General features: G+C 52.9%; 24 protein-coding genes and 1 riboswitch. Of the genes, 16 read left to right on the top strand and 8 right to left on the bottom strand.

Features of this window, described 5'->3' with window-relative positions; all coding sequences use genetic code 11:
* Nucleotides 1–17: 17 nt before the first annotated feature.
* Entirely contained in the window at nucleotides 18–1,199 is a 1,182-nt protein-coding gene (locus C7820_RS11555; RefSeq protein ID WP_116231050.1) for an MFS transporter, read from the bottom strand.
* Nucleotides 1,200–1,362: 163 nt separating this feature from the next.
* On the opposite strand from C7820_RS11555, the gene C7820_RS11550 reads away from it, so the two are divergent.
* From C7820_RS11550 to C7820_RS11540, 3 genes are all read left to right on the top strand, one after another.
* Nucleotides 1,363–2,127, top strand: coding sequence for an exodeoxyribonuclease III (locus C7820_RS11550; protein ID WP_116231739.1), 765 nt, complete (start codon nucleotides 1,363–1,365; stop codon nucleotides 2,125–2,127).
* Between the two features lie 201 nt (nucleotides 2,128–2,328).
* Entirely contained in the window at nucleotides 2,329–2,607 is a 279-nt protein-coding gene (locus C7820_RS11545; RefSeq protein ID WP_116231049.1) for an ArsR/SmtB family transcription factor, read from the top strand.
* A gap of 70 nt (nucleotides 2,608–2,677) precedes the next feature.
* Nucleotides 2,678–3,847 carry an MFS transporter gene (locus tag C7820_RS11540; protein WP_116231048.1) on the top strand — a complete coding sequence of 390 codons (1,170 nt, stop codon included), beginning with the start codon at nucleotides 2,678–2,680 and terminating at the stop codon, nucleotides 3,845–3,847.
* Between the two features lie 95 nt (nucleotides 3,848–3,942).
* Here C7820_RS11540 and C7820_RS11535 read toward each other — a convergent pair whose 3' ends face one another.
* The gene (locus C7820_RS11535; protein ID WP_116231047.1) at nucleotides 3,943–5,172 is read right to left on the bottom strand and encodes an aminopeptidase; all 1,230 of its coding nucleotides are present in this window, start codon (nucleotides 5,170–5,172) and stop codon (nucleotides 3,943–3,945) included.
* Between the two features lie 209 nt (nucleotides 5,173–5,381).
* Between C7820_RS11535 and C7820_RS11530 the strand changes: the two genes are divergently transcribed.
* The 3 genes from C7820_RS11530 to C7820_RS11520 are packed head-to-tail and all read left to right on the top strand — an operon-like array spanning nucleotide 5,382 to nucleotide 8,883.
* Entirely contained in the window at nucleotides 5,382–6,965 is a 1,584-nt protein-coding gene (locus C7820_RS11530; protein WP_181909001.1) for a permuted SH3 domain-containing protein, read from the top strand.
* The gene (locus C7820_RS11525; RefSeq protein WP_116231045.1) at nucleotides 6,962–7,654 is read left to right on the top strand and encodes an ABC transporter ATP-binding protein; all 693 of its coding nucleotides are present in this window, start codon (nucleotides 6,962–6,964) and stop codon (nucleotides 7,652–7,654) included. Before C7820_RS11530 ends, C7820_RS11525 begins: the two co-directional genes overlap by 4 nt.
* Entirely contained in the window at nucleotides 7,651–8,883 is a 1,233-nt protein-coding gene (locus C7820_RS11520) for an ABC transporter permease (protein WP_116231044.1), read from the top strand. The genes C7820_RS11525 and C7820_RS11520 overlap by 4 nt, the downstream gene beginning before the upstream one ends.
* A 210-nt stretch (nucleotides 8,884–9,093) precedes the next feature.
* Here C7820_RS11520 and C7820_RS11515 read toward each other — a convergent pair whose 3' ends face one another.
* Nucleotides 9,094–9,939 (bottom strand): bifunctional 5,10-methylenetetrahydrofolate dehydrogenase/5,10-methenyltetrahydrofolate cyclohydrolase, encoded by an 846-nt coding sequence (locus tag C7820_RS11515; protein ID WP_089546707.1) that lies wholly within the window; start codon nucleotides 9,937–9,939, stop codon nucleotides 9,094–9,096.
* 67 nt (nucleotides 9,940–10,006) lie between these two features.
* Nucleotides 10,007–10,090, bottom strand: a riboswitch (ZMP/ZTP riboswitch).
* A 61-nt stretch (nucleotides 10,091–10,151) separates the two neighbouring features.
* Nucleotides 10,152–10,760 carry a TetR/AcrR family transcriptional regulator gene (locus tag C7820_RS11510; RefSeq protein ID WP_076167508.1) on the bottom strand — a complete coding sequence of 203 codons (609 nt, stop codon included), beginning with the start codon at nucleotides 10,758–10,760 and terminating at the stop codon, nucleotides 10,152–10,154.
* A gap of 273 nt (nucleotides 10,761–11,033) precedes the next feature.
* On the opposite strand from C7820_RS11510, the gene C7820_RS11505 reads away from it, so the two are divergent.
* The gene (locus C7820_RS11505) at nucleotides 11,034–11,801 is read left to right on the top strand and encodes an SDR family NAD(P)-dependent oxidoreductase (protein WP_076167506.1); all 768 of its coding nucleotides are present in this window, start codon (nucleotides 11,034–11,036) and stop codon (nucleotides 11,799–11,801) included.
* A gap of 204 nt (nucleotides 11,802–12,005) precedes the next feature.
* On the top strand, nucleotides 12,006–12,797 hold the full coding sequence (locus C7820_RS11500) for a hypothetical protein (RefSeq protein ID WP_116231042.1): 792 nt from the start codon (nucleotides 12,006–12,008) through the stop codon (nucleotides 12,795–12,797).
* A 47-nt stretch (nucleotides 12,798–12,844) separates the two neighbouring features.
* Here the strand turns inward: C7820_RS11500 and C7820_RS11495 are convergent, their stop codons facing one another.
* The gene (locus C7820_RS11495; RefSeq protein WP_116231041.1) at nucleotides 12,845–13,960 is read right to left on the bottom strand and encodes a VanZ family protein; all 1,116 of its coding nucleotides are present in this window, start codon (nucleotides 13,958–13,960) and stop codon (nucleotides 12,845–12,847) included.
* 238 nt (nucleotides 13,961–14,198) lie between these two features.
* On the opposite strand from C7820_RS11495, the gene C7820_RS11490 reads away from it, so the two are divergent.
* Nucleotides 14,199–15,554: an amino acid permease gene (locus C7820_RS11490; RefSeq protein ID WP_116231040.1), complete on the top strand. Its 1,356-nt coding sequence runs from the start codon at nucleotides 14,199–14,201 to the stop codon at nucleotides 15,552–15,554.
* 154 nt (nucleotides 15,555–15,708) lie between these two features.
* Nucleotides 15,709–16,686: a hypothetical protein gene (locus C7820_RS11485; protein WP_116231039.1), complete on the top strand. Its 978-nt coding sequence runs from the start codon at nucleotides 15,709–15,711 to the stop codon at nucleotides 16,684–16,686.
* 83 nt (nucleotides 16,687–16,769) lie between these two features.
* On the opposite strand, the gene C7820_RS11480 is transcribed toward C7820_RS11485, so the two are convergent.
* Entirely contained in the window at nucleotides 16,770–17,435 is a 666-nt protein-coding gene (locus C7820_RS11480) for a DUF2306 domain-containing protein (RefSeq protein ID WP_116231038.1), read from the bottom strand.
* Nucleotides 17,436–17,668: 233 nt separating this feature from the next.
* Here C7820_RS11480 and C7820_RS11475 point away from each other — a divergent pair, with 233 nt between their 5' ends.
* The 4 genes from C7820_RS11475 (at nucleotide 17,669) to C7820_RS11460 (ending at nucleotide 21,034) form a co-directional block, all read left to right on the top strand.
* Nucleotides 17,669–18,256 (top strand): TetR/AcrR family transcriptional regulator, encoded by a 588-nt coding sequence (locus tag C7820_RS11475; protein WP_116231037.1) that lies wholly within the window; start codon nucleotides 17,669–17,671, stop codon nucleotides 18,254–18,256.
* 440 nt (nucleotides 18,257–18,696) lie between these two features.
* Entirely contained in the window at nucleotides 18,697–19,881 is a 1,185-nt protein-coding gene (locus C7820_RS11470; protein WP_116231036.1) for an MFS transporter, read from the top strand.
* 166 nt (nucleotides 19,882–20,047) lie between these two features.
* A complete protein-coding gene (locus tag C7820_RS11465) occupies nucleotides 20,048–20,260 on the top strand; it encodes a hypothetical protein (RefSeq protein WP_076167490.1) in 213 nt (70 codons plus the stop codon).
* 225 nt (nucleotides 20,261–20,485) lie between these two features.
* A complete protein-coding gene (locus C7820_RS11460) occupies nucleotides 20,486–21,034 on the top strand; it encodes an NADPH-dependent FMN reductase (protein ID WP_116231035.1) in 549 nt (182 codons plus the stop codon).
* 201 nt (nucleotides 21,035–21,235) lie between these two features.
* Here the strand turns inward: C7820_RS11460 and C7820_RS11455 are convergent, their stop codons facing one another.
* Nucleotides 21,236–22,111: a LysR family transcriptional regulator gene (locus tag C7820_RS11455; protein ID WP_116231738.1), complete on the bottom strand. Its 876-nt coding sequence runs from the start codon at nucleotides 22,109–22,111 to the stop codon at nucleotides 21,236–21,238.
* Nucleotides 22,112–22,227: 116 nt separating this feature from the next.
* Between C7820_RS11455 and dapA the strand changes: the two genes are divergently transcribed.
* A complete protein-coding gene (dapA, locus tag C7820_RS11450; protein ID WP_116231034.1) occupies nucleotides 22,228–23,127 on the top strand; it encodes a 4-hydroxy-tetrahydrodipicolinate synthase in 900 nt (299 codons plus the stop codon).
* Nucleotides 23,128–23,202: 75 nt separating this feature from the next.
* Here the strand turns inward: dapA and C7820_RS11445 are convergent, their stop codons facing one another.
* Nucleotides 23,203–23,736: a GNAT family N-acetyltransferase gene (locus C7820_RS11445; protein WP_116231033.1), complete on the bottom strand. Its 534-nt coding sequence runs from the start codon at nucleotides 23,734–23,736 to the stop codon at nucleotides 23,203–23,205.
* Nucleotides 23,737–24,192: 456 nt separating this feature from the next.
* On the opposite strand from C7820_RS11445, the gene C7820_RS11440 reads away from it, so the two are divergent.
* Nucleotides 24,193–25,152 carry an AAA family ATPase gene (locus C7820_RS11440; protein WP_116231032.1) on the top strand — a complete coding sequence of 320 codons (960 nt, stop codon included), beginning with the start codon at nucleotides 24,193–24,195 and terminating at the stop codon, nucleotides 25,150–25,152.
* Nucleotides 25,153–25,154 lie beyond the last annotated feature (2 nt).

Here is a 25,154-nt window from a genome sequence, read left to right as displayed (position 1 = left end):
TTTTGTGGTCTTCATGATTATTCCGGGGCATTCTCTCTGTCCCCTGCTGTTGCTGCACGGTTTCTGCGCCCGTAAATCCGGTACAGTACAATTCCGAACAGCGTTCCCACCAGCGACATGCCGGAAATCGTCAGAAACAGCGTTCTCCCGCCGAATGCCTCATACAGCGCGCCGCCTGCAAAGGAAGCGATAATGCCGGAAACCCCGAAGAACAGCAGCGCCAGCACCGTCTGCCCGGTTGCCCGCCATTCGACCGGAACGATGCGGTACAGGTACTGAATGGCGGCGGAATAAAACACCGGAAAGGTGAGCAGCTGCAGTAACTGCAAATAGGCGAGGAGATGCGGGTCCTCAATCCATGCCGATGCGAAAAAGCGTATAAAGTAAAAGAATCCCGAAAAGGCGATCAGCATCAGCTCGCTGCCTTTGCGAAGCCACCAGAAGCTCAAGGCGAACACGACGATCTCGCTTCCGGCTGCCAGAAACCAGGCTTGTCCCACCAGGCTGGCCGTCCCGCCCAGCTCCTTGATGTAAACTCCTAAATAAGTATCGTTCATCCGCGCGGGGATCGAGCTGATAAAGACCAGGATGAGAAAGAGCAGAGTTTCTTTGCTGCTGAGAAAATGCTTCAGGCTGGAAAGGGTGACCGGTTTGCCCGACACCGGAGCGTCCGGCATGAACAGCGTAATGACAAAGCTGACCAGACCAATGGCCGCAAACAAATACGCCAGGCTGTGCGCGCCGTACGAAGTCATGAAATAGCCTGCGAACAATGACATCACTGCATAGCCAAGCGCCCCATAGGTGCGAAGCGAGCCGTAGCTGATCCCCGCCGATTCGGCGACGCGGAAGTTCAAGCTCTCCGTCAGCGGATCGACCGGCATTAGAAAAAAGTAGGTGAGCATGGCAAACAGGATGATCAGGCTGTACGTTCCGGTATGGTACAGGACAAAGCCGGTCATGATGGCGCAAACAAGAAGGAGCAGCAGCACTTTCCGGATCGTTTTGGTCCGGTCGCTGATCATCCCCCACAGCGGCTGGGCCACAATCGTGATAAATCCTCCTGTACCGACGATGAAGCCGATCTGGGAAGGCGATAGTCCCTGCTCATCAAAATATACGGGAAGAAACGGAATGAAAATGGCCAGCAGGGCGAAAAACAGAAAATTAAACGCTTTAACAGGAGCGGAAGTTCTCATGGGTACAATAGATCCCTCACGTCATTTTGGAAATAGGTTAAATCGCGTTAGGACATTGTATCATGAATCTATCATTTTCTAAATCACCGATTTGTCACGGAAGGGGCGGACGTAGTATGGTAGACTAGAGTTACAGACTTCAACAATAGCGGGGGAAATGATGATTAAATTGGTATCTTGGAACGTGAACGGGCTCAGGGCCTGTGTCAATAAAGGTTTTATAGAATATGTAAAGCAAGTGGACGCGGACATCTTTTGCGTGCAGGAGACGAAGCTCCAGGAAGGGCAGATCTGCCTGGACGGCATGGACGAGTATTACCAATACTGGAACTACGCTGAGAAGAAAGGCTATTCCGGTACCGCCGTCTTTACCAAGCAGAAGCCGTTGTCCGTGTACTCCGGGCTGGAAGAGGACGGGGAGCCGGAAGGGAGAATCCTTACGCTCGAGTACGAAGGCTTTTACTTGGTCAACGTGTATACGCCCAACGCGCGCCGCGATCTGTCGAGACTGGATCTCCGGCTGGAATGGGAGGACCGGTTCAGAAGCTACATTCAACAGCTGGATACTCGGAAGCCTGTCATCATTTGCGGGGATCTAAACGTCGCCCATCAGGAAATCGACCTGAAGAATCCTAAATCGAACCGTGAAAACTCGGGTTTTACTCCTCAGGAACGCGGCAAAATGACAGAACTGCTGAATACGGGGCTGATCGATACGTTCAGACATTTTTACCCGGAGCAGGAAGGCGCGTATACCTGGTGGTCCTACATGCCCAAAATCCGTGAGCGGAACGTGGGCTGGCGGATCGACTATTTTCTCGTATCGGAACGGCTTGCCCCGTCCCTGATTGACGCCCAGATCGATCATCTGATCCTGGGGAGCGATCATTGTCCGGTCAAGCTGCTGATGGACGAAACGAAGCTGTAAACGGTGGATCCAGTCCTTGAAATCCGTCATCCCTGGCTCACTGCGGCAATAAACATCATCAGACATTGCAGCGGTGAGTGAGGGGCATGATCCCATTTTTTAATATCATCCACAAAGATGGGGTGTTGACAATCCGGTAAACCGTATGCTAATTTATTTCTATAAATTTAGAAATACGAAATCAGGAAGGAGGAGGGGAATATGAACGAAGATGTGGAGTCCAAGCAAGCCGTAAAAATATACAAGGCACTGGGCGAACCGACTCGTTTGAAAGTGGCGATGATCCTTTCCCGGGAAGGTGAAGCCTGCTGTTCCACGCTTGGGACCAAGCTGGAAACTGTAGCGGACTCCACGCTGTCCCATCATCTGAAGCAGCTGGCAGAGAGCGGTCTGCTGGATTCGCGTAAGGAAGGCACCTTTGTTTTCTACTGCCTGAACCGTGAGGTAGCGCAGAAATATGCGCCATTTCTGTTGAACTAATTTTTTTTGTCCTTTATTTCTATGATTGTAGAAATACGAAAATATTATTCAAAGGAGTTTGATTGCATTTATGACCAGCACCTGGAAGATTTACATTTTGGCCATTATCAGCTTTTTGGTAGGTACCTCGGAATACATCGTTTCCGGTATTTTGGATAAAATTGCGGATTCGATGGGCATTACAGTCGTTGCCGCGGGCCAGCTGATTACCGTGTTCTCACTGACATACGCGATCGCTACGCCTGTTCTCATGGCCCTGACGGCAAGGTGGGACCGTCGCAGGCTGATGATCACGGCCCTTGGCATTTTCGTTGTCGCCAACATCTTGTCGTTCGTGCTGCCCGGATATGAACTGCTGCTGGCGTCACGTATACTGATGGCGCTTGGTGCGGGGATGGTCGTCGTCACGGCGCTTAGCATCGCCGCCAAAATTGCGCCTGAAGGTAAACAGGCTGGCTCTTTGGCCACCGTCATCATGGGCTTTACAGCTTCGCTCATCATCGGTGTGCCGCTCGGAAGAATGGTCGCGGCTGCTTTTGGCTGGAAAGCGGTATTTATCGGGATTGCTCTGCTCGGCATTGTCGCGATGCTCATCATTTCGGTGACCATCCCGCGGATTCAGGGAGACGCGCATGTGCCCCTTCGGCAGCAGTTTTCCCTTCTGAAAAATCCGAAAGTTGCGCTGGGCCTGTCTATCAGTTTCTTTTGGCTGGGCGGCTACTCGGTGGCTTACACGTATTTGTCCCCTTATTTGCTTCAAATATCCGGATTGCAGGAGAGCCTGCTGAGCACGGCCTTGTTAGCTTTTGGCATCGCCAGCCTGGTCGGCTCAAAAGTGGGAGGCTTCAGTGCCGATAAGAAAGGGGTGACCTTCACCCTATTGAGCGGGATGACCCTTCACGTGATCGCTCTTATTCTGCTCAGTCTGGCCGGCCATTCGGCGTTCGCCGTGTTCGCCATCCTGATCTTGTGGTCATTCGCCGCATGGTCGACAGGACCGGCACAGCAGTACAATCTGGTGACGATCAAGCCGGAATCCTCCGGTGTCATGCTTGGGCTCAACCAATCGATGATGCAGCTGTCCATGGCGGCCGGCGCCGGCATCGGCGGCGTAGTCGTCTCGGGCGTCTCGCTGTCGGCGGTTACATGGATCGGGGCCGTGGGGGTACTGGTTGCGATGCTGGCGCTGTTCGGCTTGAATCAGCTGTCCGCACGGCGAAAGGTTGCGGCGGCGGAATAAAGGAACGGGTCTTCCATTCGTATGGAGCAGAAGAACTACGTATATCTAAAAAAAAAGCGGCCAGTCCTCTTTAGGGACTGACCGCTTTTGTTATTTTAAACCCACTTGCCTGCGCGGAACACCGGCTCAACGGTGCCGTCCGGCAGTTCACCGTCAATGTCCAATTGGTCCGAACCGATCATGAAATCGACATGCGTCAGGCTGACGTTGCCGCCTTTGGCGAGCAGCTCCTCTTTGCTCAGCTTGGTTCCGCCCTCGATATTGACCGGATAGCAGCTTCCAAGCGCGAAATGGCAGGAAGCATTTTCGTCTACGCCTGTATTGTAGAAGACACGGTTCATGAGCGAAATCGGGGAGTCATGCGGCACCAGCGCCATCTCGCCGAGGTAGGACGCGCCTTCATCCGTTTCCAGCAGCGATGTCAGGTGCTCGCGGCCCGATACGGCATCGTATTCCGTCACTTTTCCGTCTTTGAAGGTTAACTTGATGCCTTCCACCAGCCGGCCGTTCAGGTTGAGCGGAAGCGTGCTGGATACCGTTCCGTTGACTCCGGTCCGCAGCGGCATCGTGTAGATTTCCTCCGTCGGCATGTTCGCTACAAAATACACGCCGTCCTCCTTCAAATCCCCGCCGCCGAGCCACAGATGCCCTTCCGGCATCTCGACCCGCAGGTCGGTGCCTGGCGCGCGGTAGTGCAGGCTCTTGTACCGCTTGTCGTTCATGTACTGCTGCCGTTTTTTCAGCTCGGCGATATGATCCCGCCAAGCCGCGACGGGATCCCCGCTGTCGACGCGGTTCATGAGGAATACGGCTTCCCACATAGCCGGGACGCGTTCTTCCTCCGGCAAATCGGCGTAAACCTTGTTCGCCCAGGCGCGGGTCGGAGCCTTGATCAGCGACCAGCTGACCTTGTTGCTGCGTACGTAGGCCTGATACTTCTCGCGGGCCACCGCCGCCGCTTTCACGGCCGTCGATACTTTGGCGGAATCGATGCCGCGGAACAGCTCAGGGTCGGGCACCTTGATGTGCAGTACCGCGCCGCCGCCTTCGGCGAGCTGCTCCATCATGTCGGCCTGCCACTTCGGATAATAAGCGAAAGAATCGTCAGGCGCTTGTTCATACCGGATGCGGGTCACCTTCTCGTCGTCCCAATCGACCTGAACATATTTGGCGCCAGCCTCATAGGCTTTGGACACGATCTGCCGCGTGAAATCTACGGTTTCCAGCGGGGATTGCACAAGCAGCACCTGGCCGGGCTGGATGTTCACCCCGACCTTGATCACCAGTTCGGCGTATTTCTCCAGCATTTGTTCAAAATGATCCATGATTCAAGTTCCTCCATCGTATGTGAAATGGCATTCCTGCCGAGAAAAGAATGTCTGTCTACCAGTGTATCTCTATCCATTTCCTTGATGCAAGCTTATCGGGGCCTCCCGTCTTTTTCGAAAAACTTTTTTGCATGCCTACCGGAGTTTAGGTTTTTTTAAGTTTCGGCTGATATCGTGTTTGTCATATGAAGGAAGGGAGAATGGACATGAATAAAGCGGTAAAAAATGTGCTGATCATTTGCGGATGCGTCATTGTGATCGGCGCAGGGGGGACCTATTTTTATCAAAAAAACGCCAGTGCGACGAAAACGGAAACGGCGACCATTACATATGCCGTCGAGAGGGGCGACTTGTCCAAAACGGTAACGTCCTCCGGCAATGTGGAAGCACCCGAATCGGTGAACTTGAGCTTCAGCGGAAACTCCAAAGTGACCAAGGTCAACGTAAGCGTCGGGGAAGCAGTGAAAAAGGGGCAGCTGCTTGCAGCGATGGATGCAACGGCGCTGCAAAACGACCTGCTGTCAGCCCAGGCGAAGTATGACAGTGCCGTGGCGAAGCTGGACAGCATCCAGGCTGGAACGGACTCGGCTACCTTAAGCGAACAACAAGCCCAGGTGGCCAAGGCGCAGTCCGACCTGGAGAATGCCAAGACGGCGCTTACGAACGCAAAAAAGGCGGCCAATGCATCGTACCTGCAGGCACAGGTGGACAAGGCCAAAGCTGCCGTCATCAGCACGCAGGCCAAGCTGGACGAAGCGAAGAAGGGGACGGACCCGTTCCAGATTTTATTCGCTCAAGTCGCGGCGGATAATGCCCAGAATGCTTATAAACAAGCGGTATCGCAGCAGAGCAATCTGGATCAGCTGAAAGAAGCGGTTACCAATGCCGAATCACAGGTGGATAGCGCGTCCCGCGCCTATGATCAGGCGGTTTCGCAGCTGGCCAAGCTGCAGGAAGGGCCGGCTGAAAGCGACGTGGCCAGTGCCAAAGCCGACGTGGCCATGGCACTCGCTGCCTTGAACGACGCCAAGGCCAACGCAGCCGGGGCCAAAATTTATGCGCCGTATGACGGGATCATTTCCGCCGTGAACGCCAAGGTCGGGGAGACGGTCGCCGGCGACGCTGCTGCGGCCATTTCCATGTTCTCAACCGGCGGAAGCTTCCGGATTTCGGCCTCCATTGACGATACCGATATCACCGATGTGAAGGTCGGCCAGGACGTCAATATAACATTTGACGCGCTCACGGGCGTAACGCTGAAAGGGAAAGTCGTGTCCAAGGCGGTGCTCGGGGAAGCGCAGACCAGCGGCGTCGTGACGTTCCCGGTCGGCATTGAAATCACAGCGGGCCAAGATAACGCAGACAAGCTGATTCCGGGTATCAGCGCGACGATTGCCATTATTACCGACGGTAAGAAGAATGTATTGAAAGTTCCTGATGCGGCGATCAAGTCGTTTGGCGGACGGAAAATCGTCATGGTCGACAAAGGCGGCAAAGAGGAGCAGGTGGAAATTACAACCGGCCTTGATGACGGGGCTAATTCCGAAGTGCTGACCGGATTGTCCGAGGGCGACAAGGTGACCATTACGATGACGACGACAAAGACGAGCACCGGAACGAGCCAGGGAACCATGGGCGGCTTTGGCGGCATGGGCGGTATGGGCGGCTTCGGAGGCATGAGCGGAGGCGGCGAGATGCGGCAGTTCAACCGCGGCGGCGGAACGGGTGGAACCGGAGGAACTGGCGGAGGCGGAGCACGCAGCGGCGGCATGGGAGGTGGCGGACAGTGATCACCTTTGATCAAGTGAAGAAAATTTATGCATCGGGCGAGAACGAGGTCCAGGCGCTGAAGGGCGTCACCCTTCAAATCGATGAGCGCGAGTTTGTCTCCATTATGGGACCGTCTGGTTCAGGAAAATCGACCATGATGAACGTGATTGGCTGTCTGGATAAACCGACTTCCGGCAAGTACATGCTGGACGGCATCGACATCGGCTCGGCATCGGCCAAGCAGCTGTCGGAGGTGCGCAACCGCAAGATCGGTTTTGTCTTTCAAAACTTTAACCTGCTCAAGCGAACCTCTGCCATTGAAAACGTCGAGCTTCCGATGCTGTATGCGGGCAAAAACAAAAAGGAGCGGCGGGAGAAGGCCGAGTACTGCCTTGAGCTGGTCGGCCTGAAAACCCGGATGCATCACAAGCCGAATGAGCTCTCCGGTGGACAGCAGCAGCGGGTCGCTATTGCCCGCGCCTTGAGCAACGACCCCGCCATTATTTTGGCGGACGAGCCGACGGGCAACCTGGATACGGCATCATCCGAGGAAATCATGGGCATATTCCGGAGACTGAACGAAAAGGGGCATACGATCGTCATCGTCACCCATGAACCGGACATCGCCGCCTATACGAAACGGGTCATTTGGTTTCGCGATGGCCTGATCGAGACGGACCGGCTGAATCTGGAGCGTGAGAGGGTATGAATGTGGGGGAACTGCTGCGCATTTCAATCCGAAGCTTACGGTCCAACATGCTGCGCTCCTTCCTGACGATGCTTGGAATCATCATCGGCGTGGCGACCGTCATTGCCATGATTTCCATCGGTCAGGGAACGAGCAAGCAGGTGACGAGCCAAATTCAGAGCCTGGGTTCCAATCTGATCACGGTTACCGCAGGCTCGGGGTCGTCAACCGGCACAGCGGCAGGAGGCAGCCAAGGCGGAAGCCCGGGCACGCTGAACATTTCAGACGCTGACCCGATCTCCAAAATCGATACCGTGAAGTACGTCGCGCCGGTCTCGCAGGTGAGCGCGCAGCTGCTGAACGGATCGAACACGGCCTCCGCCACGATCATCGGCTCGACGCCGGGCTATGCCGACATCAAATCGTGGGAGACGGACATCGGACGTTTCTTTACGGAGGATGAAGTCAATGACCGGGCAAAGGTCGTGGTCCTTGGCGCAACGACGGCGGAAACGCTATTTGGTGAAGCGGGCTTCGATGCGGTCGGCAGCATGATCAAAATCAACAACATCCCGTTTCGGGTCATCGGTGTGCTCAAAGCCAAGGGTTCTTCGGGAACGGTTGACCAGGACGACACCGTCATCGCGCCGATCACGACGATTCAGTCCCGGTTTCAGACCGGGAGCTCCCGGAGCAGTGTCCGGCAAATTTTGGTCGAAGCCAAATCTACCGACGTGATCAACAGCACCATGGCGCTGATCCAGTATACGATGCGCCAAAGCCATAAACTTGGCGGGGCCGACGATGATTTCAGGGTTCAAAGCCAGGAGGATGTCATGTCCTCCGCCGAAAGTGTCACCAAAACGCTGACCCTCTTTCTAGGCGGCGTGGCGGCGATATCCCTGCTCGTCGGCGGAATCGGCATCATGAACATCATGCTGGTGTCCGTTACCGAACGGACGCGGGAGATCGGTATCCGGAAGGCGATCGGGGCCAAGGAAGGGACGATTCTATCGCAGTTTCTATTTGAATCGGTCACCTTGGCTATTCTGGGCGGTGTGATCGGCGTCATCCTTGGCTTCGGCGGCTCCAAGTTCGTCGGCAAGCTGATGGAAGTGACCACCGCGGTGTCCATGAACTCCGTGCTGCTTGCCGTCGGGTTCTCGGCCTGCATCGGTATCGTATTCGGTGTATTCCCGGCAAGACAGGCCGCGAAGCTGGATCCGATCGAGGCGCTGCGGTATGAATAGGCCGCCGTTTGTGACGAACGGATTGATGTGAATCGGATACCAACCGACTCAAGAACATTACATCTTGGGTAGAAAAAAGGGCATTTCACCGAATGATGTTCGGCGGAATGCCCTCTTGCCATTTATGAAGCCGTTACCTGGCGTATTTGTGATGCCGATACGCGGCTTTTTAAGTGTCCCTTGGAAAACCTGACCATACCGATGGCTGGTTTATCCCAGCTGTTTTTCCGCCGCATCCACCGTGTGCTTCAGCAGCATGGCGATGGTTACCGGTCCGACGCCCGCAGGGACGGGTGTAATGGCGCTCGCTTTTTCCAGACATGCCTCATAATCAACGTCCCCGACATTGCCTTCATTGTAGCCTGCGTCCAGAATGACGGCTCCGTCCTGAATCCAGTCTCCCTGAATGAATTTCGGTTTGCCTACTGCGGCAACAACGATCTCTGCCTGGGACACGATATCACCAAGGCCTTTCGTTCTCGAATGGCAGATCGTGACCGTGGCATTGCGGTTCAGCAGCATCAGCGAGACGGGCTTGCCGAGAATCGGGCTGCGGCCGACAACAACAGCGTGCTTGCCTTCTACAGGAATCCGGTAGTAGTCCAGGATGGTGATGATGGCCGCCGGGGTGCAGGAAGGATAGGCGGCAAAGCCGAAAGCATTCTGCGCAAATCCCAGCGTGGTGACGCCGTCGACGTCTTTTTCAATGGCGATCGCGTCGAATGCGGCTCTTTCATCAATCTGATGGGGAACCGGATGCTGCAGCAGAATTCCGTGAACGTTCGGGTCGGCGTTAAGCTTCTGAATTTCACGGATAAGCTCCTCGGTCGTCGTCCCCGCATCCAGTGTGATTTTTAACGATTCCATCCCGAGCCGTCTGCAGGCATTGCCTTTCATGCGCACGTATGTCGCCGATGCCGGGTCGTCGCCTACCAAAATTGTCGCCAGGCAGGGGGTAATCCCTTGCTCGGACAGCCGTTTCACCCTGCTAACCAAGCCGTCCTTAATGTCCTGCGCCACGCGCGCTCCGTCCAAAATCAGCGTTTGTTCTGTCATTGTCTGCATCTCCTTTAAATCATGGTAAGGTCCAGAAAAACATAAAGAGGCAAGGGGAAATTCCCCTTACCTCTGCCCAGGCGTACGGCTGTTTATATCCATGTGCTCCCTCATGGTTCATCCCATGTTTCCGCCAGTCGCACACAGTCCATCTATGTAGAATGATACCTTATTGTGCTTACGGGCACAATGGGGAGTTTTGAGAATGATGCTTATGTGCCGCCGTTTCTTTTAAACACGATGTAATCCATTTTTGTCTCAACCAGCACCATCAGCTGCTGCGCCATATAAGACGCCGTGTATTTAAAATCAACCTCTGCCCAGTGCATAATGACCCCCACCGTGGCCGACATCCGGTAGCTCAGCATGATTTCGTAGTCGATCGGCGGCTCGGTCGGTTCCATTTCGATATGCATGTCCTTTCGCATCGACTCCCTGAGCCTGTCGTACATGTCCATCGCCAGCTTTCCGCGTTCGACTCGCGATAAGGCCAGGAACACATCTTTATGCTGTTCGATATGTTCAAACAAGCGCAGCCCCGAGGGGTAGGTCATCGAGGCTTCAATTCGCTCCAGGCCCTCATACGGCTTGACGAGCAGTTCGGCGATGCCCTGCAGAAACTCGTCGTGGATTTCCTTGAGCAGGTCTTCTTTGCTGACGAAATGCTTATAAAAGGTGCCCCGGTTATAGTCTGCACGGGCTGCGATGTCCATAATAGTCACCGAATCGAAGCCTTTATCGAGAATTAAGGAAACGAGAGCGGATTTGAGCGCCTGCCGGGTTCTTCTGGCTCTGCGGTCAAGAACGTGTTCATCTGTCAAATGCATCTGCCTCCAGCTTGTCGTTTCTCCTATTATAACGTAAGTTGGGATGCCGCCAAAACGCAGAAAATCGTCAACAAAAAGAAGGTAAATGTTCAAGATTATCATGGTTCGGTGACATACGGCGGCAATCTGTTGGATAGATGACATTATTTCGAAATATGATTATTGTGTAAACAATTAATAAGGGTGTAACCTATACATGTAGCAGACATGAGCTATAAAGCCTATAAATCATTTTATAAACTTTGTTGAAAAGGAAGCGATTCAGTCATGAGTCAAACACAAACGAAAACTGCAGTCATTACCGGCGCGGCCGGAGGAATCGGGAAAGAGCTGGCACGGCGTTTGGCCGAGCGCAAGCTGAACCTCGTCCTGGTCGATCTGAAGGAAGATGCGGTCAAGAGCGTCGTCGAGGAGCTTGGCCTGAACGATACCAATTCACTGGCGATCGCTGCCGACGTATCCAAAGAGCAGGACGTGCAGAACTATGTGAACCGTGCTGTTGAAAAATTCGGCACCATCGATTACTTTGCGAACAATGCAGGGATTGAGGGCCCTACTGGGCTAATCGAAGAGCAATCCGTGGAAGCGCTTGATCTGGTATATAACGTCAACGTCCGCGGGGTGTTCCTGGGGCTGCATTACGTTATTCCAGTTATGAAAAAGCAGAATTCCGGCGCAATATTGAATACGTCTTCGCTTGCAGGCCTGATGGGCGCGCCAGGAGTGGCCCCATACATTATGTCCAAGCATGCCGTGATCGGCTTGACGCGCGTTGCTGCCAACGAGCTGGCTTCGCTGGGCATCCGGGTTAATGCGGTTCTGCCTGGAACGATCAACACCCGGATGATGCGGCAGATTGAGGCGAACTCCGGCAATGCAGAAGCGTACAAAGCCGCCAATGAAGCGGCCACACCGATGGGCCGTTACGGCGAGCCGCAGGAAGTAGCGGCGGTAATGAACTTCCTCCTCTCCGATGAAGCTTCTTTCGTTACAGGTTCCCTGTACACGGTAGACGGCGGGATGGTCGGTCAGTAATCACGACAACCGGATTCGGCCAAAAAAAGAGGAACAAATGTTCCAGGAATTTATTGACAACCGAGAGAAATAGCGCTATAGTGGGTTCAACATAGTGATTGGAAGCGGGAGAAGCACCCTGCAGGAAAGGCGTCATGCCTTACTTGCGGGGTGCTTTTTTTGTCCATTTATTATGAATTTTGATGATTTGGGGGAGAGATGAAGATGTCGTATGTAAAAGTTTTATGGAAAAACAGCTTGTTGACGGTTTTATGCTGTACGGTCGCGTTGTTCATGCTGGGTCCGGCCAAGGCGGACGCCGCATCGGACAGTGCTTGGGACGCCGCTTTGCAGAGTATAGGCGTGCTTCATGACAGCTATAAGGCGCTGGAAGAGGCCAATAAGCTGAAGAAGCAGCAGATTCAAGTGCTCCGGAAACAGAATGATGACCGGTTAAAGTCTGTCAATGCGAAGGTGCAGGGGATCGACAAAGCCAAGATCGACAAGCTGAAATCCGAAGCCGATCAGGCTCAGAAGAAATATCAGCCGCTGCTCAATGAATATACAGACCTTGGGAAGAAGGCGGCGGATGCGAGAAAACGCAAAGACCAGAAGGCCGCGCTTCAGTACGATCTGAAGCGCAACCAGATCAAGGCCTCGGCCAGTGCGGCCCGTGCGGAAATCAAGAGCCGTAAGGATGCGCTCGCTGCCGCCAAGAAGGAAGCCTCGGCCAAAGCCAAGGCGGTGAAGGATACGTTGGCGCAAGTCCAAACGTTAAAGAAGCAGGTAACTGCCGAGAATAAGAAGATTACGGCAGCGAACAGCACCCGAAGCGCGTCGGACAAACGGTATAAAGCGGCAGTCAAGCTCGGGAACGCGATCACAGCAACAGCTGAGCTGACCGTGATGTATAAGGAGCTTGGTAAAATCAGTGCTTCCCTCAATCAAATTTACCAATGGGAGAAGCAGATCGATTCCGTCATCCGGACAGCGGAAACGAAACTCCCTAAGTCTTGAAGGACAAGCGTGATATTTCCTAGTAAAGTACGTTTTGCCAAGGGGGATTACTCCTTTTTCTCCGGTTCGGTTGCTGCGGCCGGCTGCCATAGGATAACATGCCGGGTTTTGCTCCATTTTTCATAGAACAGTTGCGGCTCCTTCTTGAATACGCAGATGACGACATGAATAAAAAAGACGGTATTCATGGCGAACACAATGAGTCCCAGGATCATGCGAAGGATCGGCGGAACGGTGTCAAGGGAGCCGGCCAGAACCCGATTGGCTCCAAAAAACAGCCAGTAGAGCATTCCATATCGAACCACAAGCGATTTAAGGGAGATTCGCTCCCCTTCATCGGCCAAACGGATGCGGACAAGCCATTTGCCGGGAGTCAGACCTCCAGTCAGCCAAGGTATCAGCATGAAATACAGTCCGGTCGCAACCCAGAAGGAAGCCGGTATATGCAGGATATGCAGAATACCAAGCAGGATTGCCCAGACGATACCGTCCGCCATAAAGGCAATTCCCCGCCGCGTATAGGTCACCCGTTTGGTTGCCCGGTCGATATTGGCATCCAAATGCTCAATGCGGGGAAGAAGGCCGGATAACCATTCGGCTGCCAAGAATCCAAGCAAACCGCCGAGCGTGTTAGTGATCAGGTCATCGACGTCAAATACCCGGTACGGGTGATCGTAGAACCCGAATATTCCGGTGAGCTGGGTCGTCTCAAACAGCAGCGACAGCAAAAACGACAGCAGAATGGAAAGTTTCCATCCCGTCCGGAAATAATAACGGAGGATCATACCGAACGGAACGGTAAGAAACACGTTGAACACCACTTGAAGGAAGGCGCGTTCCGTAAGCAGCCGCAGGTACGTCGAGGGCTGCGATGACACGACGGACGTTTCTTTCAGGATGTCGTGAATGAAATTCAGCGGCACCAGCTGAAGCGCCCCTCCGGCCATGGCCGGATTGTGCCGGGAAGACGGCAGCGGAAGGATGACCAGAAACAGTGCATTGAGCAGGTACAGCAGGAACAGGTACAGCACAAACGCCCTGATTTTATGGATATAACCGTGTCTGCGGTATTGGACGACCATGAAGGGAATGGTAAAAAATAGTGCCGCAAAGGGAAAAGACAGAAATGCATATGAGATTGGAAATACATACGAATGAAACACGACTAAACTGCACCGCCTTAATTTCTTTATGGTTTCTTTCGGCCTTGCCATCGGCTGAATGTACATCATAGCATAAGTATGATCGGTTTCTGGTTAAATTTTGTTTAAAAATCATAAAGAATCGTGAAGCAAATGCAGAAAATTCGGCTAAATTTCTATCAGGATGCTTAAGCAAAATGTTATACTTGAACTTATGGTTTTTGTTCTAATACAACAAGATTCAGCAGGAGGATATTTGATGTCACAACCAGATGGGGTTTCATTGCAGAAAAAATTAAAACCAAGGCATATCAGTTTGATGGCCATGGGCGGAGTCATCGGCACCGGCATCTTCAAAGGCAGTGCCGAAACGATCGGTCTCGCCGGACCGGGCGTCATTATCTCTTACGTCTTCGCCGGGATGCTGCTGCTCGTCGTCATGGGAGCAATGGCGGAAATGGCTACGGTTTACCCGGGTAAAAACATGAAGGACTTCGTCCGTGAGGCCTTTGGCGAGAGAGTGTCCTTTATTATGGGGTGGATGTACTGCTTCCTATGGCTTTCCGTGTGCGTCATTGAGATTATAGCGGCCGGCAGCTTTTTGCAGTATTGGTTTCCCGGGGTACCGTTATGGTTGCTTAGTCTAGCCAGCGCGGCCTTCATTATTCTGATTAATCTGATGAGCGTGGGAAGCTTCGGCGAGTTCGAATTTTGGCTGGCGGGGATCAAAATCGCCATGATTATTGTCTTTATCGTTTTAGGGACATGCTTGATCTTCGGGATCATTCCGAGCGGCAACACGCCGTATCTGCATAACTACTCGGCGGCCGGAGGATTTCTGCCCAACGGATGGACGTCCATCTTTTCTGCTTTGCTGGTGGTCATGTTTTCCTACGGGGGCTCGGAACTAATCGGTTTGACATTGACGGAAACGGAAAACAGCGAAAAGGTGCTGCCCAAAGTGGTACGCAATTTTATTTTGCGGATCATATTATTTTTCACGCTGCCGATCCTCGTGATATGCGGGCTGATTCCCTGGAACCAGCTCGGCCCCGAGTCGAGTCCGTTTGTCCAGGTACTGACCGCGACCGGCTTGTCCGGGGCGGCGGATCTCATGAATTTTATTCTGGTTACAGCAGTGCTGTCCGCAGCCAACTCGGGAATTTACGGAGCTTCACGCATGCTCCACTCCATGGCTGCAGCCGGCGAAGCATCGCCGGCTCTTGCCCGCACGAACCGGAGGGGTATCCCGGTAAATACGCTGTTATTGTGTGCTGTGATTCTGATATTGGGATCCATGCTGGGCATGTTTGCGCAGGATCAGTTGTTCCGCGTGTTAATGGCTGTTCCGGGATTTTGCGTCCTGCTGGTCTGGATCTGCATCTCCCTGGCACAAATCAAGCTGCGGAAGTCGTATCCGGTGGAGCCATCCTTTAAGGTTTGGGGGTACCCGTATGTTACTTCTGCCGTCGTGGCCTGCTTGGCGGTAATCGCGGCCATGTTTTTATTCGATGCGCAGAACCGGCTTAGTATCGGCGTATGCATTGCCGTACTTATCGTGCTGGTTATCTGGTCCATGATCCGGTTTTCCAGGACTGGAGGACGAAGCAAGTAAGCGAAACAAAGCGAAAGAAAGCGAATGATGTGCTTATGAAGCGGTTTGGATTGTCTTGTATGATCCATCCCATTTGAAATTTTTATCAAGACTATCGAATTTATTGAAACCTGAAGCTGCCTCCGTCCGTCTAAGATGGTAATGGAGGTGCAGCATGAAGAATACGATTAAAATCAGTTCGATTCTGCTGGCGCTGGCTATAGCTGTTGCGGTAACCGCATGCAGTGACAAACAGGAAACGGCGCCGGGTACGCCAGACCGCGTGGATGAGCAGAACAATCCGTCAACCCAGCCCGGGAATGCTGAACAGGTACCGTCCGTGAAGGAAGGAACCGGAACGTATACCGGCCAGGCTGATCCGCATACGGTGGAAATTGTGGTTGACGGCAAGCCTACTGCTTTTCAGCTGGGTGACGGGCTGGATCAAGCGGTAGCCGATTTACAGGAGCAGGACCAAGTGCAATTCAAATACGAAGAAAAGGCTATTGAAGGCGAGGATACATTAAAGCAGCTCGTACTGACCGAAATTAAAAAATCGGACAGCGTGCAAGGAGCAGGCGAAAGCGGCGAAGACGGCACATCCGGCAAGGATTCATCTTCCAGTGCTTCGGCCGGCGGTCAATCTGATTCAGGAGACTCTAAATCATCCGCAAGCAGCGACAGTGTCAGTAAGCGCCCTGCCGAGGGCAAGCTGGAAGTCACCTTGGAAGGCAACGACGAAGTGCGGCCCGCCAAGCTTGTTCAGGCTGAAGGGTACTCGCTGTATATTCCCGAACAGTTTTCATTTGATGCGGGCAAGCATCTGCTGTATATGAATGTTGATCACGAGTACTCGGTCCGTATTGAGAAGCTGCCTGCAGATTTCAATTTGGACCAGCTGGAGTCGCAGGGTAAGGAAGAGCTCAAGCCGCATGGCGAAATCAAGAAGCTTGGGGCGGCAGACCTTACCGGTCCGATGAAGGATGCGCTTATTTTTTTGACGGCATTCGATTCCTCGGGAACCCATGAATATATCGTGAAGGAGCTTGACGGCAGTGGATTTGTTTTTCATGTCACACAGCCGCAGAGGGAAGCTTCCGAAGGTTTTGGACCGCTCGCGTTTGCAGCGCTGAATTCGATCGAAAACGAATAGCTTCAAGCTGAAATTACCGTTATCTGCACAGGGAATTTGCATGAATAAGAAGAGAAAAACCGCCATCTGGCGGTTTTTTTCGCTTACGGTTTATTGTTGCCGGCAGAACGCCGGGAACCGGCTGACCCAGGCCACGCAGTGCGAATAACAAGCTCTGCGATGAGAAGCAGCAAAGGAATCGTAATAAACACGCTGATCCGGTAGCTGACCGAGTAAGGACTTCCGGCAAGCGTGCGGATCGTCCACGTGAGGACGTGGACAACCAGGTTTGTAAAGCAGAATGCATAGCTGCGAGCCATCCACTTCCGGTGGCTGGCCATTTGCTTTTTCCGGATCTGAATTACAGCGATCACCGTGAATGCCGGCCATAGCATCGTTAACAGGTTAAACGCAATGCTGACCGACCTTCCTCCCGTGGCGACCGGTGCCATATAACCTGAGGTGAGGCCAACCAGCATGACACAGATGACATATAAATATCCGTTGAACCGGTGGAATTTTACGTGTCTGACCCGGATCCGTGCTGCGAAGTTGACGGCTCCGCAGATCATGGCCAAGCAGGCCAATATGGCATGAATCCTCATGACGATCAGCCACAGTTTAGGGTTCAGGGGGTGGTTCAGGTCCGTTTTGAAGCCGAGAAATGCCGAGGCCTGGGGATCCTGAATGATCTGTACATAGGCGACGTATAAAATAAAGGTGATCACAACGATTAGCATCAGGGCATAATAGCGCTTGCTTTTTGACATGGCAAAATACTCCGCTCCATTTGGAGATAATGTTCGAACCGCGGCAGCACCGTGGTGGCCGAACTTCGTTCGGAAATTTATGCTATAGGAAAACGGCTTTGCTTGCAACGCATGTTTGGTGTCGTTTTTGTGACGAAATGGATTTTATTAGAAAAATAATATTTGACAGATGAGTACAGAATTAAGTAAGCTAAGAATCAATCCAATCAAACCTACGAAAGGGATGCCTAAACATGAGTAAAAGCGGTAGACCCCGTGAGTTCAAAGACACAGCCGTCATCGATGCCGCTGTGGAGGTGTTTTGGTCACAGGGATACGGGTCCTGCTCAACAGACGATTTATGCAAGGAAACCGGTCTCGGCAGAGGAAGCTTGTACAATGCCTTTGGCAGCAAGCATGAGCTGTACGAACAGGCGCTGATCCGGTACCATCAGGTGGGGATCGAGACCCAATTGGACATTCTGCGCAAAGACGCTCCGGTGAAGGAGCGGCTGCGGGAGCTGCTGGAATGGGAAATCCGGGAGGGCTCGACAGCCAAGGACCGTGGATGTTTGCTTATTAACGCGTCGGTAGAGCGGGGAAAGTCTGACCCGACTGTTGAGCGGATCTTCAAACAGCATGTGGCGCTGCTGGAGCAGGCTCTCGAGGAAACGATTCGCGAAGGGCAGTCCGTCGGCGAAATTTCTCGTGAACGGGATACATCGGAGCTGACGGCTCTGTTCCTCAGCTGCTGTTATGGCCTGCGTGTGATTTATCCGGGGACCATGAACCGTGCATTGGCCCAGCAGATTATTGACGGCACGCTTGCGGCCATTTTTTAGCAGAATCCCTGGGAGTCAGAGATATATTTAATCTATCATCTAGTCTATCTAAATCATTGTTTTCTGTTGTGTTCGTATTCGAGCTGCCGCTTTGCGCTGTACGATGTTCATGCGATGGACGCGGCTGTGCTTTTTGAATAATTTTGTACTAGTGGTTACAAAAGTGAGGCGTAAAATGAGCCGCAAAGTTATAACCATTGAAAAATGGAGGTGAGGCACAAGTAAAGACGGGAGCAAGGTGGAGATATAGAGAACACACAGAGGAAATACAGTGAGGATAAAGATGAGATTCCGAGGAGCTTTCGAGTAGATTCCTAAGAGTTGTAGAGGAGATGCAGAGATAAATATAAAGAAAATACAGAGGAGGATTCCCAGGTGAAATGCCTGTGTCTAATTTTGTACTGAATGTTACAAAATAATAAATAAAGGAGCTGTTTACATTGCCGCTTGCGATTTATGTACTGGGATTGATGATTTTTTCCATGACGACTTCCGAATTTATGGTGGCGGGGATCATGCCGTCCCTATCAGAGGAGTTTGGCGTATCTGTCGCCGCCATCGGATATCTGATATCCGCTTATGCTGCGGGGATGATTATCGGCGGGCCTCTGTTGACAGTCGGATTGTTAAAAGTGCCGCGCAAAAAAGCCTTTCTGGCATTGTCCGCCGTGTTTCTGATTGGGCAGACGCTGGGAGCGCTCGCGCCGAACTATGAACTTATGATGGCTGCCCGGATTATTACCGGGGTTGCCTCGTCGGCTTGCTTTGGTGTGTCTATCGCGATTGCGCTCACTTTGGTTCGTCCGGAAGCAAGCGGCCGTGCCGCCTCCATTGTCCTTGGCGGATTGATGGTCGCAACCGCCGTCGGGCTCCCCGCCGCCATGCTGTTTGACCAGTATCTCGGCTGGCGGGCGAGCTTCTGGGCTGTCGTCTTCCTTGTGCTGATTTCGGGAATAATGGGTCTCCTGCTGATCCCGAAATCACCCAAGGAAGAGGCTGAATCGATCAGTCTCCGCGGCGAATTCGCTGCATTCAAGAACCGGCATTTATGGGCGGCCTTTGCAACCAGCATGCTGATCATCGGGGCGACGTTTGCGGCATTCAGTTACTTTTCACCGATCCTTACCGATGTAGCGGGCTTCAACGCATCCATGGTGCCGCTTCTGCTCGGGGTTTACGGGGTGGCAACGGTCATCGGCAACACCATCACCGGCAGACTGGCCGACCGGTACATGATGCCGATTATGACCATCGGCCTAGTCGTGCTTACGGGCGCGCTGATCATGTTCGGCCTATTTGCCGCACACCCGGTCGTTGCGGTTATCGCCGTCATCGTGATCGGCCTGGTCGGGGTCTCCATGAATCCTCCCATGGTGACCCGAGTGGCCAGAGCTTCGAACGGTGGCTCGCTCGTCAATACGTTCCACGTCTCGGTCGTCAATTTCGGCATTGTCGTCGGTTCGACCATTGGCGGGCTCACGATCGATCATGGCTACGGCCTGGCATCACCGTTGTGGGTTGGTGCCGTTCTGGCTGTGCTTGGCCTGCTGTCGCTGGTTCCATATTTGAAAAAGACCCCGGCTCCAGCTGGTACCGCAGCGGTTCCGGAAAAAACCTGTGCGTAAGCGTGAAGAACTGGTCCGGTTACGTTGTCTGAGCCTGCAGGTTCTTGCTTCCATCGTTCCTAACGGCTTCAGCCATTTCCATTTATGTCATGAACGGCTACAATAAAGGTAGATCGAGCAACCGTGATCGTATCTAATTTCATATCCAAAGGAGAACCCGTAATTCATGGCAACGATTCGAGAGCTTCTGACGGAAGCGGATCTGCAGGAGGCCGAGCGCAGGAAGCTTCCCATACGCGTGTTTAAAGATGACCATTTGATCGATTCAGATACGCGGATCATCCGGTTCACCGACTCCACGGTGATTACCCAGTCCGGTGTGAGTGATGTTACTTACCACTCGCGTAAAGAATGCCAATTTTATGAGATCCGCAAATAGATTTGATTACATTGCCCGATAAACGCTTAGGCAGAGCCACCGGTGCTCTGCTCAGGCGTTTGTTTTTTTTGGCATCAACCATCCATAGACCGAAATATATATAGCCATGCCGGAATTGATATTATCTTTCGTCTTCAAGCCGCTATAAGATAAAAGTACCGGTCCGGGTTTACAGGCAGGTTACAGGACCTGCGGAAATTTATGAATATGGGGAGAGATCTAGAAATGGAACAATCACACTTGAATATTGGAATCATCCTTGGCAGCACTAGGGAAGGGCGGGTCAGCCCGCAGGTCGGAACATGGCTCAAGGAGCTGGCCGACGGGCGTGGAGATGCGGAGTACCACCTGATCGATTTGGCGGATTATCCGCTGCCGTTCCTCGGACATCCCGGCGGAGAGGACGCCATCCAAAACTGGGCTGCGGTCATCGGTCGCATGGACGGATTCGTGTTCGTCACCGCGGAGTATAATCACAGCATTTCCGGTGTATTGAAAAATGCGATCGACCTGCTTCGGGATGAGTGGGGGAATAAAGCGGCAGGCATCGTAAGCTACGGGTCCACTGGAGGCGCCCGGGCGGCCGAGCATCTGCGCGGCATTCTTGGGGAGCTGAACGTGGCGGACGTCCGCATTCACCCTACGCTGTCGCTCTTTACCGATTTTGAAAGCTTTAGAACCTTCAAGCCGGCCGAGCTGCATCATAAAAATGTCAACGGCATGCTGGATCAAGTGATTGCCTGGTCCACGGCTCTAAAGACGATTCGGGCATAAATTCGATTGGATATGTTGAAAAACGCACAGAGGAAGCTATTAGACGCTGCCTGAGTGCGTTTTTTTGCTGTATCCTCGAGGGTTAAAGGAATTCGCCGAGCTCAGGTGGTCATGGAGTATTGGGTGCCGAGAACATGGAGATCGACTTGCTGCAGACGGTTTACAGCTGATTCTGGGGAATTACGAACAGCCAAGCTGGACTTACGGCGACTTCCTGACCAACTCGATAAAATCGCCGAGTGCCCGGGAGATCCATTTCTTCGGATGGGTCATCAGCTGCAGGCTGAGCCGCAGATCGGGATGGTTGAAGGGAAGGGGGGCGAGCAGCCCTCTGCGGATTTCATCGTCTGCCGCCATGCGGGGCAAGAGGGAGATTCCAGATCCCGCCATGACACATCGTTTGATCGCTTCGGGGTTTCCCAGTTCCAAGCCAAGCCGGCATGGGATTCCATACTGCTTCAGAAGCTTCTCCAGCATCACCCGGTAATTACAGGTTTCTTCCGGCAGAATCCACTCGGCATCGTACAGATCTTGAAGACGGATAATCTCTCGATCTGCTAATGGATGTCCTGGCCCTGCAATGAGAACGAGCGGTTCCTCGCGGACCGTCTGCCAGTGAAGCGCCGGATCCTCCGGTTCGTTATCGAGAATCAGGCCGATGTCCAAATCTCCCTCTTTGACTCTCTGGACGAGAAGGTCCTCCCGGTCCGTCCATAATCGGATGGACAATCCTTCGTACTGCTTGCGCAGCTGCTGAATCAGCGGGGGGAGAAAGTAAGCGGCGAGGGAATCCATCGTTCCGACGGAGATCGTGCCGCCTCCCTCGGTCCGAAGCTTCTCCTTCGATTCATCGAACAAATCAAGCATTTGTACCGTAAGTTTAAGCAGCTCTTCCCCGGAGGAGGTCAGCCGAACCCCCTTGCCGTAACGCTCGAACAGCTGCGTATCGTATGCTTTCTCCAGCTTCTGTATTTGCGCCGTTACACTCGACTGCGCATATCCCAGCTCTTCGGCCGCCCGGGTAAAGCTTTTGCGGTGCGCGATCTCGCGAAAGGTATGAAAGTACGTTAGGTCCATGCTATTCATCTCCATGATATCAATATTATCGATGATGCTCATCAACTATTATAGATAACACTGATAATAATTCCTATGCTAAATTAGAGGCACAACCTATAGAGGAGGTCATCGAAATGATCGGAAGAGATGAACTGCATGGCGTTTTGGTTCCTGTGGTCACGCCATTTTTGCCAAACGGAGAGCTTGATTTGGCATCGTATACCCGTTACGTGGAAAAGTTAGCTGAGCATCATATCAACGGCTTGATCATAAACGGGACGACTGGAGAGGCCCCGACGGTACGCTGGGACGAAGTCGTACAGATCACCCGGGCCACGCAGCAGATTTTGAAAGAAAAGCAGCGAAGCATCCCGGTGATCATCGGAACGGGAACCAACGACACGTTAACGACCGTGCAGCGGACGGAGCAGGCTGCCGCCTTGGGGGCGGATGCCGTCCTCGTTGTGGTTCCCTATTACAGTAAACCGTCGCAGGAAGGGATCATTGAGCATTTTCGCCGGGTGACGGAGGTCGGGGTACCGGTTATTGCTTATGAGATCCCTGCTCGTACCGGGGTCCGCTTAACGATGCATACGGCCAAAACCATTATGGAGATGGAAGGTGTGATCGGTATGAAAGACAGCTCCGACGGCCTGGAACTGGTTACCGAGTTGACTCGTCAAGATGCGGGGGCGGTGTTATGCGGTGACGACCTGTACTACCATGCCAAACTCAGCCAAGGGGCGAGCGGGGGGATTCTGGCTTCGGCCAACTTGTACACAGATATCTTTATTGAGGTCCATGACCTGGTGCAAAAGGGGAGGGTCATAGAAGGCAAACGATCTTTTGACCGTGTCGTTCCGCTCATCCGTAAACTGTTCCAGGAACCGAATCCCGCTCCGATAAAATGGGTGCTGGCTAATCAGGGTGTGATTGCTTCAGATCACCTTCGGCTGCCGATGACACGTATATCCCAGCCGCTCCAGAATGAACTGGCCCAACTGCTGACAGGCATCGAAGCAGCGCATAACTAATACCACGGACGTTAGCAAGAAAGCGGCCATCCATCCTTCAAAGGAAGGGCGATGGCCGCTTTCTTGCTGCCCGTATCAGACGCCCGATTCCAGATCCAAGCGCCAGTCATTGCAGTGCATAAAGCTGCCTTTCGGGTATTCAAAATCACATTCACCCATGAAAGCAAAGCCGAGTTTCCGGCAAATCGCATTGGAACCCGGGTTATCCACGGACGGAAAAGCGTGCATAAATCGGTGCTTCTTCTGCTGTTTCGCCTGCTCGATCACGGCTGCTGTCGCGGCCGATGCAATGCCCCGCTGCTGAAAGGAAGGCAGGACGCCCCAGCCGATCTCATAAATGGTAGATCCCTGCCAACCACTCTCCCAAAATCCCGCATTGCCTATTGGCACCGGATGATCTGCCAGCCATATGCTATACATGCAGCCGTTCCCCAGGGACTGAACCTCAACATATCGCTTATGGCGCTTCTCGACCTGCTCGTCACTTTCCGGGCCGCCCAGATGTTCCAGCATCTCTGGAACATTCAAACGATAGAGCAGCTCCAAATGCAAATGGTCTTCCGACCAGGGCCTGATCTGTACTTGCAATCCCGCCATATGATTTCCCATGGATGGTTATCCCCCTCAAATATAATAATAGATGAAACTTGGAATAAGAACCTATGTTCCTACTATATATCAAGTAAATGGAAGTGTCATGTTTTTTATTACAAGCTTTACGTTTCGGCCTCTTGTTGGCCCTGAGCGATCAAATCTCAGCCGGCATCCCCGCGAGACCGAATCCCCGGCGAAGGGCATAAAGACCTGTTTTGCGTATGCGTCCAAGGTCCCGTGTGCTTAGCAGGCAGGATCCCATATAATTGAAGAGAGCGCCTCCTTCATCAGGAACCCGGCTGGTTTTCGGGGAAGGGCTTTTTTTGTTGCATTCATGGTCCACGGACCATCGGGTAAAAGTCAACAAGCACGCTTCATGCGGGATCAATGGGGTGTCCGGTGTTGAATGGAAGGTGACTATCAAGAGGATGGTGAAGGAAATGAACCATTTATGGAAGGGAGGTGATAACGATGAGTACGATTCACATGCTGGTCGGCATTCCAGGCAGCGGCAAAAGCTTCTATGCCAAAAATTTGTGCAAGCGTGAGCGGGCCGTGGCGGTTTCGACTGACTCCATTCGGGAGCGGCTGTTCGGCAGCGAGTCCAGGCAAAAAAATTCGTATCTGGTGTTTGACGAGGCTTTTGCCGAAATAGACCGTCTGCTCGGGGAGGGCCGCAGTGTCGTATTTGACGCAACCAACGTGAGCCGCGACCGCCGCGTAAAGTTTCTGAAGAAATTCAAGGATGTGCCCGTCGAAGGCCATGTGTGCGATACGCCGTATGCGACGGCCAGGCAGCGGGCGGGGACTCGCAAACGCCGGATCGACGACGCAGTGCTGACGAAATTTGCCAAAAACTTCGAGTTTCCGGTCATGGCCGAAGGGTTCCAAGCGCTGCATATCGTGCACAGTTCAGAGGATGTGAAGCTGGACAGAATCCAATTGGAAAAACTGCTCGAAGAACGTCCAGGTCACGATGAGCTTTTTGCCTATTTAAGCGCCTATCCGCATTTTTGTGTCATGCTTGGGTACGACCAGGAGAATCCCTATCACTCCAAAACCCTGTCTGAGCACACCTTCGCCGTGCTTGCCTATATCAATGCGCAGTACGAAGGGGATGACCTGCTGGCGATGCAGTATGCGGCGCTGTTTCACGATGCAGGCAAACCGTTCTGTAAGGTCTGGAAGGAAACCCGGGGCTATTACTCCTATTTCGGCCACGAGCATGTCTCTGCGGCCATTGCCTGTCATGTACTGAAGGAGCTCGGATATGATGAGGCATTTGTGTTGAAGGTTGTGCATATGGTCAGCTTTCATATGGAAATTCTTCACGGGGGAGACGCAGGAGCGTCAAACATTTATCATTTGCTTGGCGGGGATCTGCTGGCCCGGTTGTATTTTTTCGCGGAAGCGGACACGAACGGCAAATAAAG

Source organism: Paenibacillus sp. VMFN-D1 (assembly GCF_003386155.1).
In the GTDB taxonomy this organism is placed as follows: domain Bacteria; phylum Bacillota; class Bacilli; order Paenibacillales; family Paenibacillaceae; genus Paenibacillus_AQ; species Paenibacillus_AQ favisporus.
This window is presented reverse-complemented; position numbering and strand designations above follow the sequence as displayed.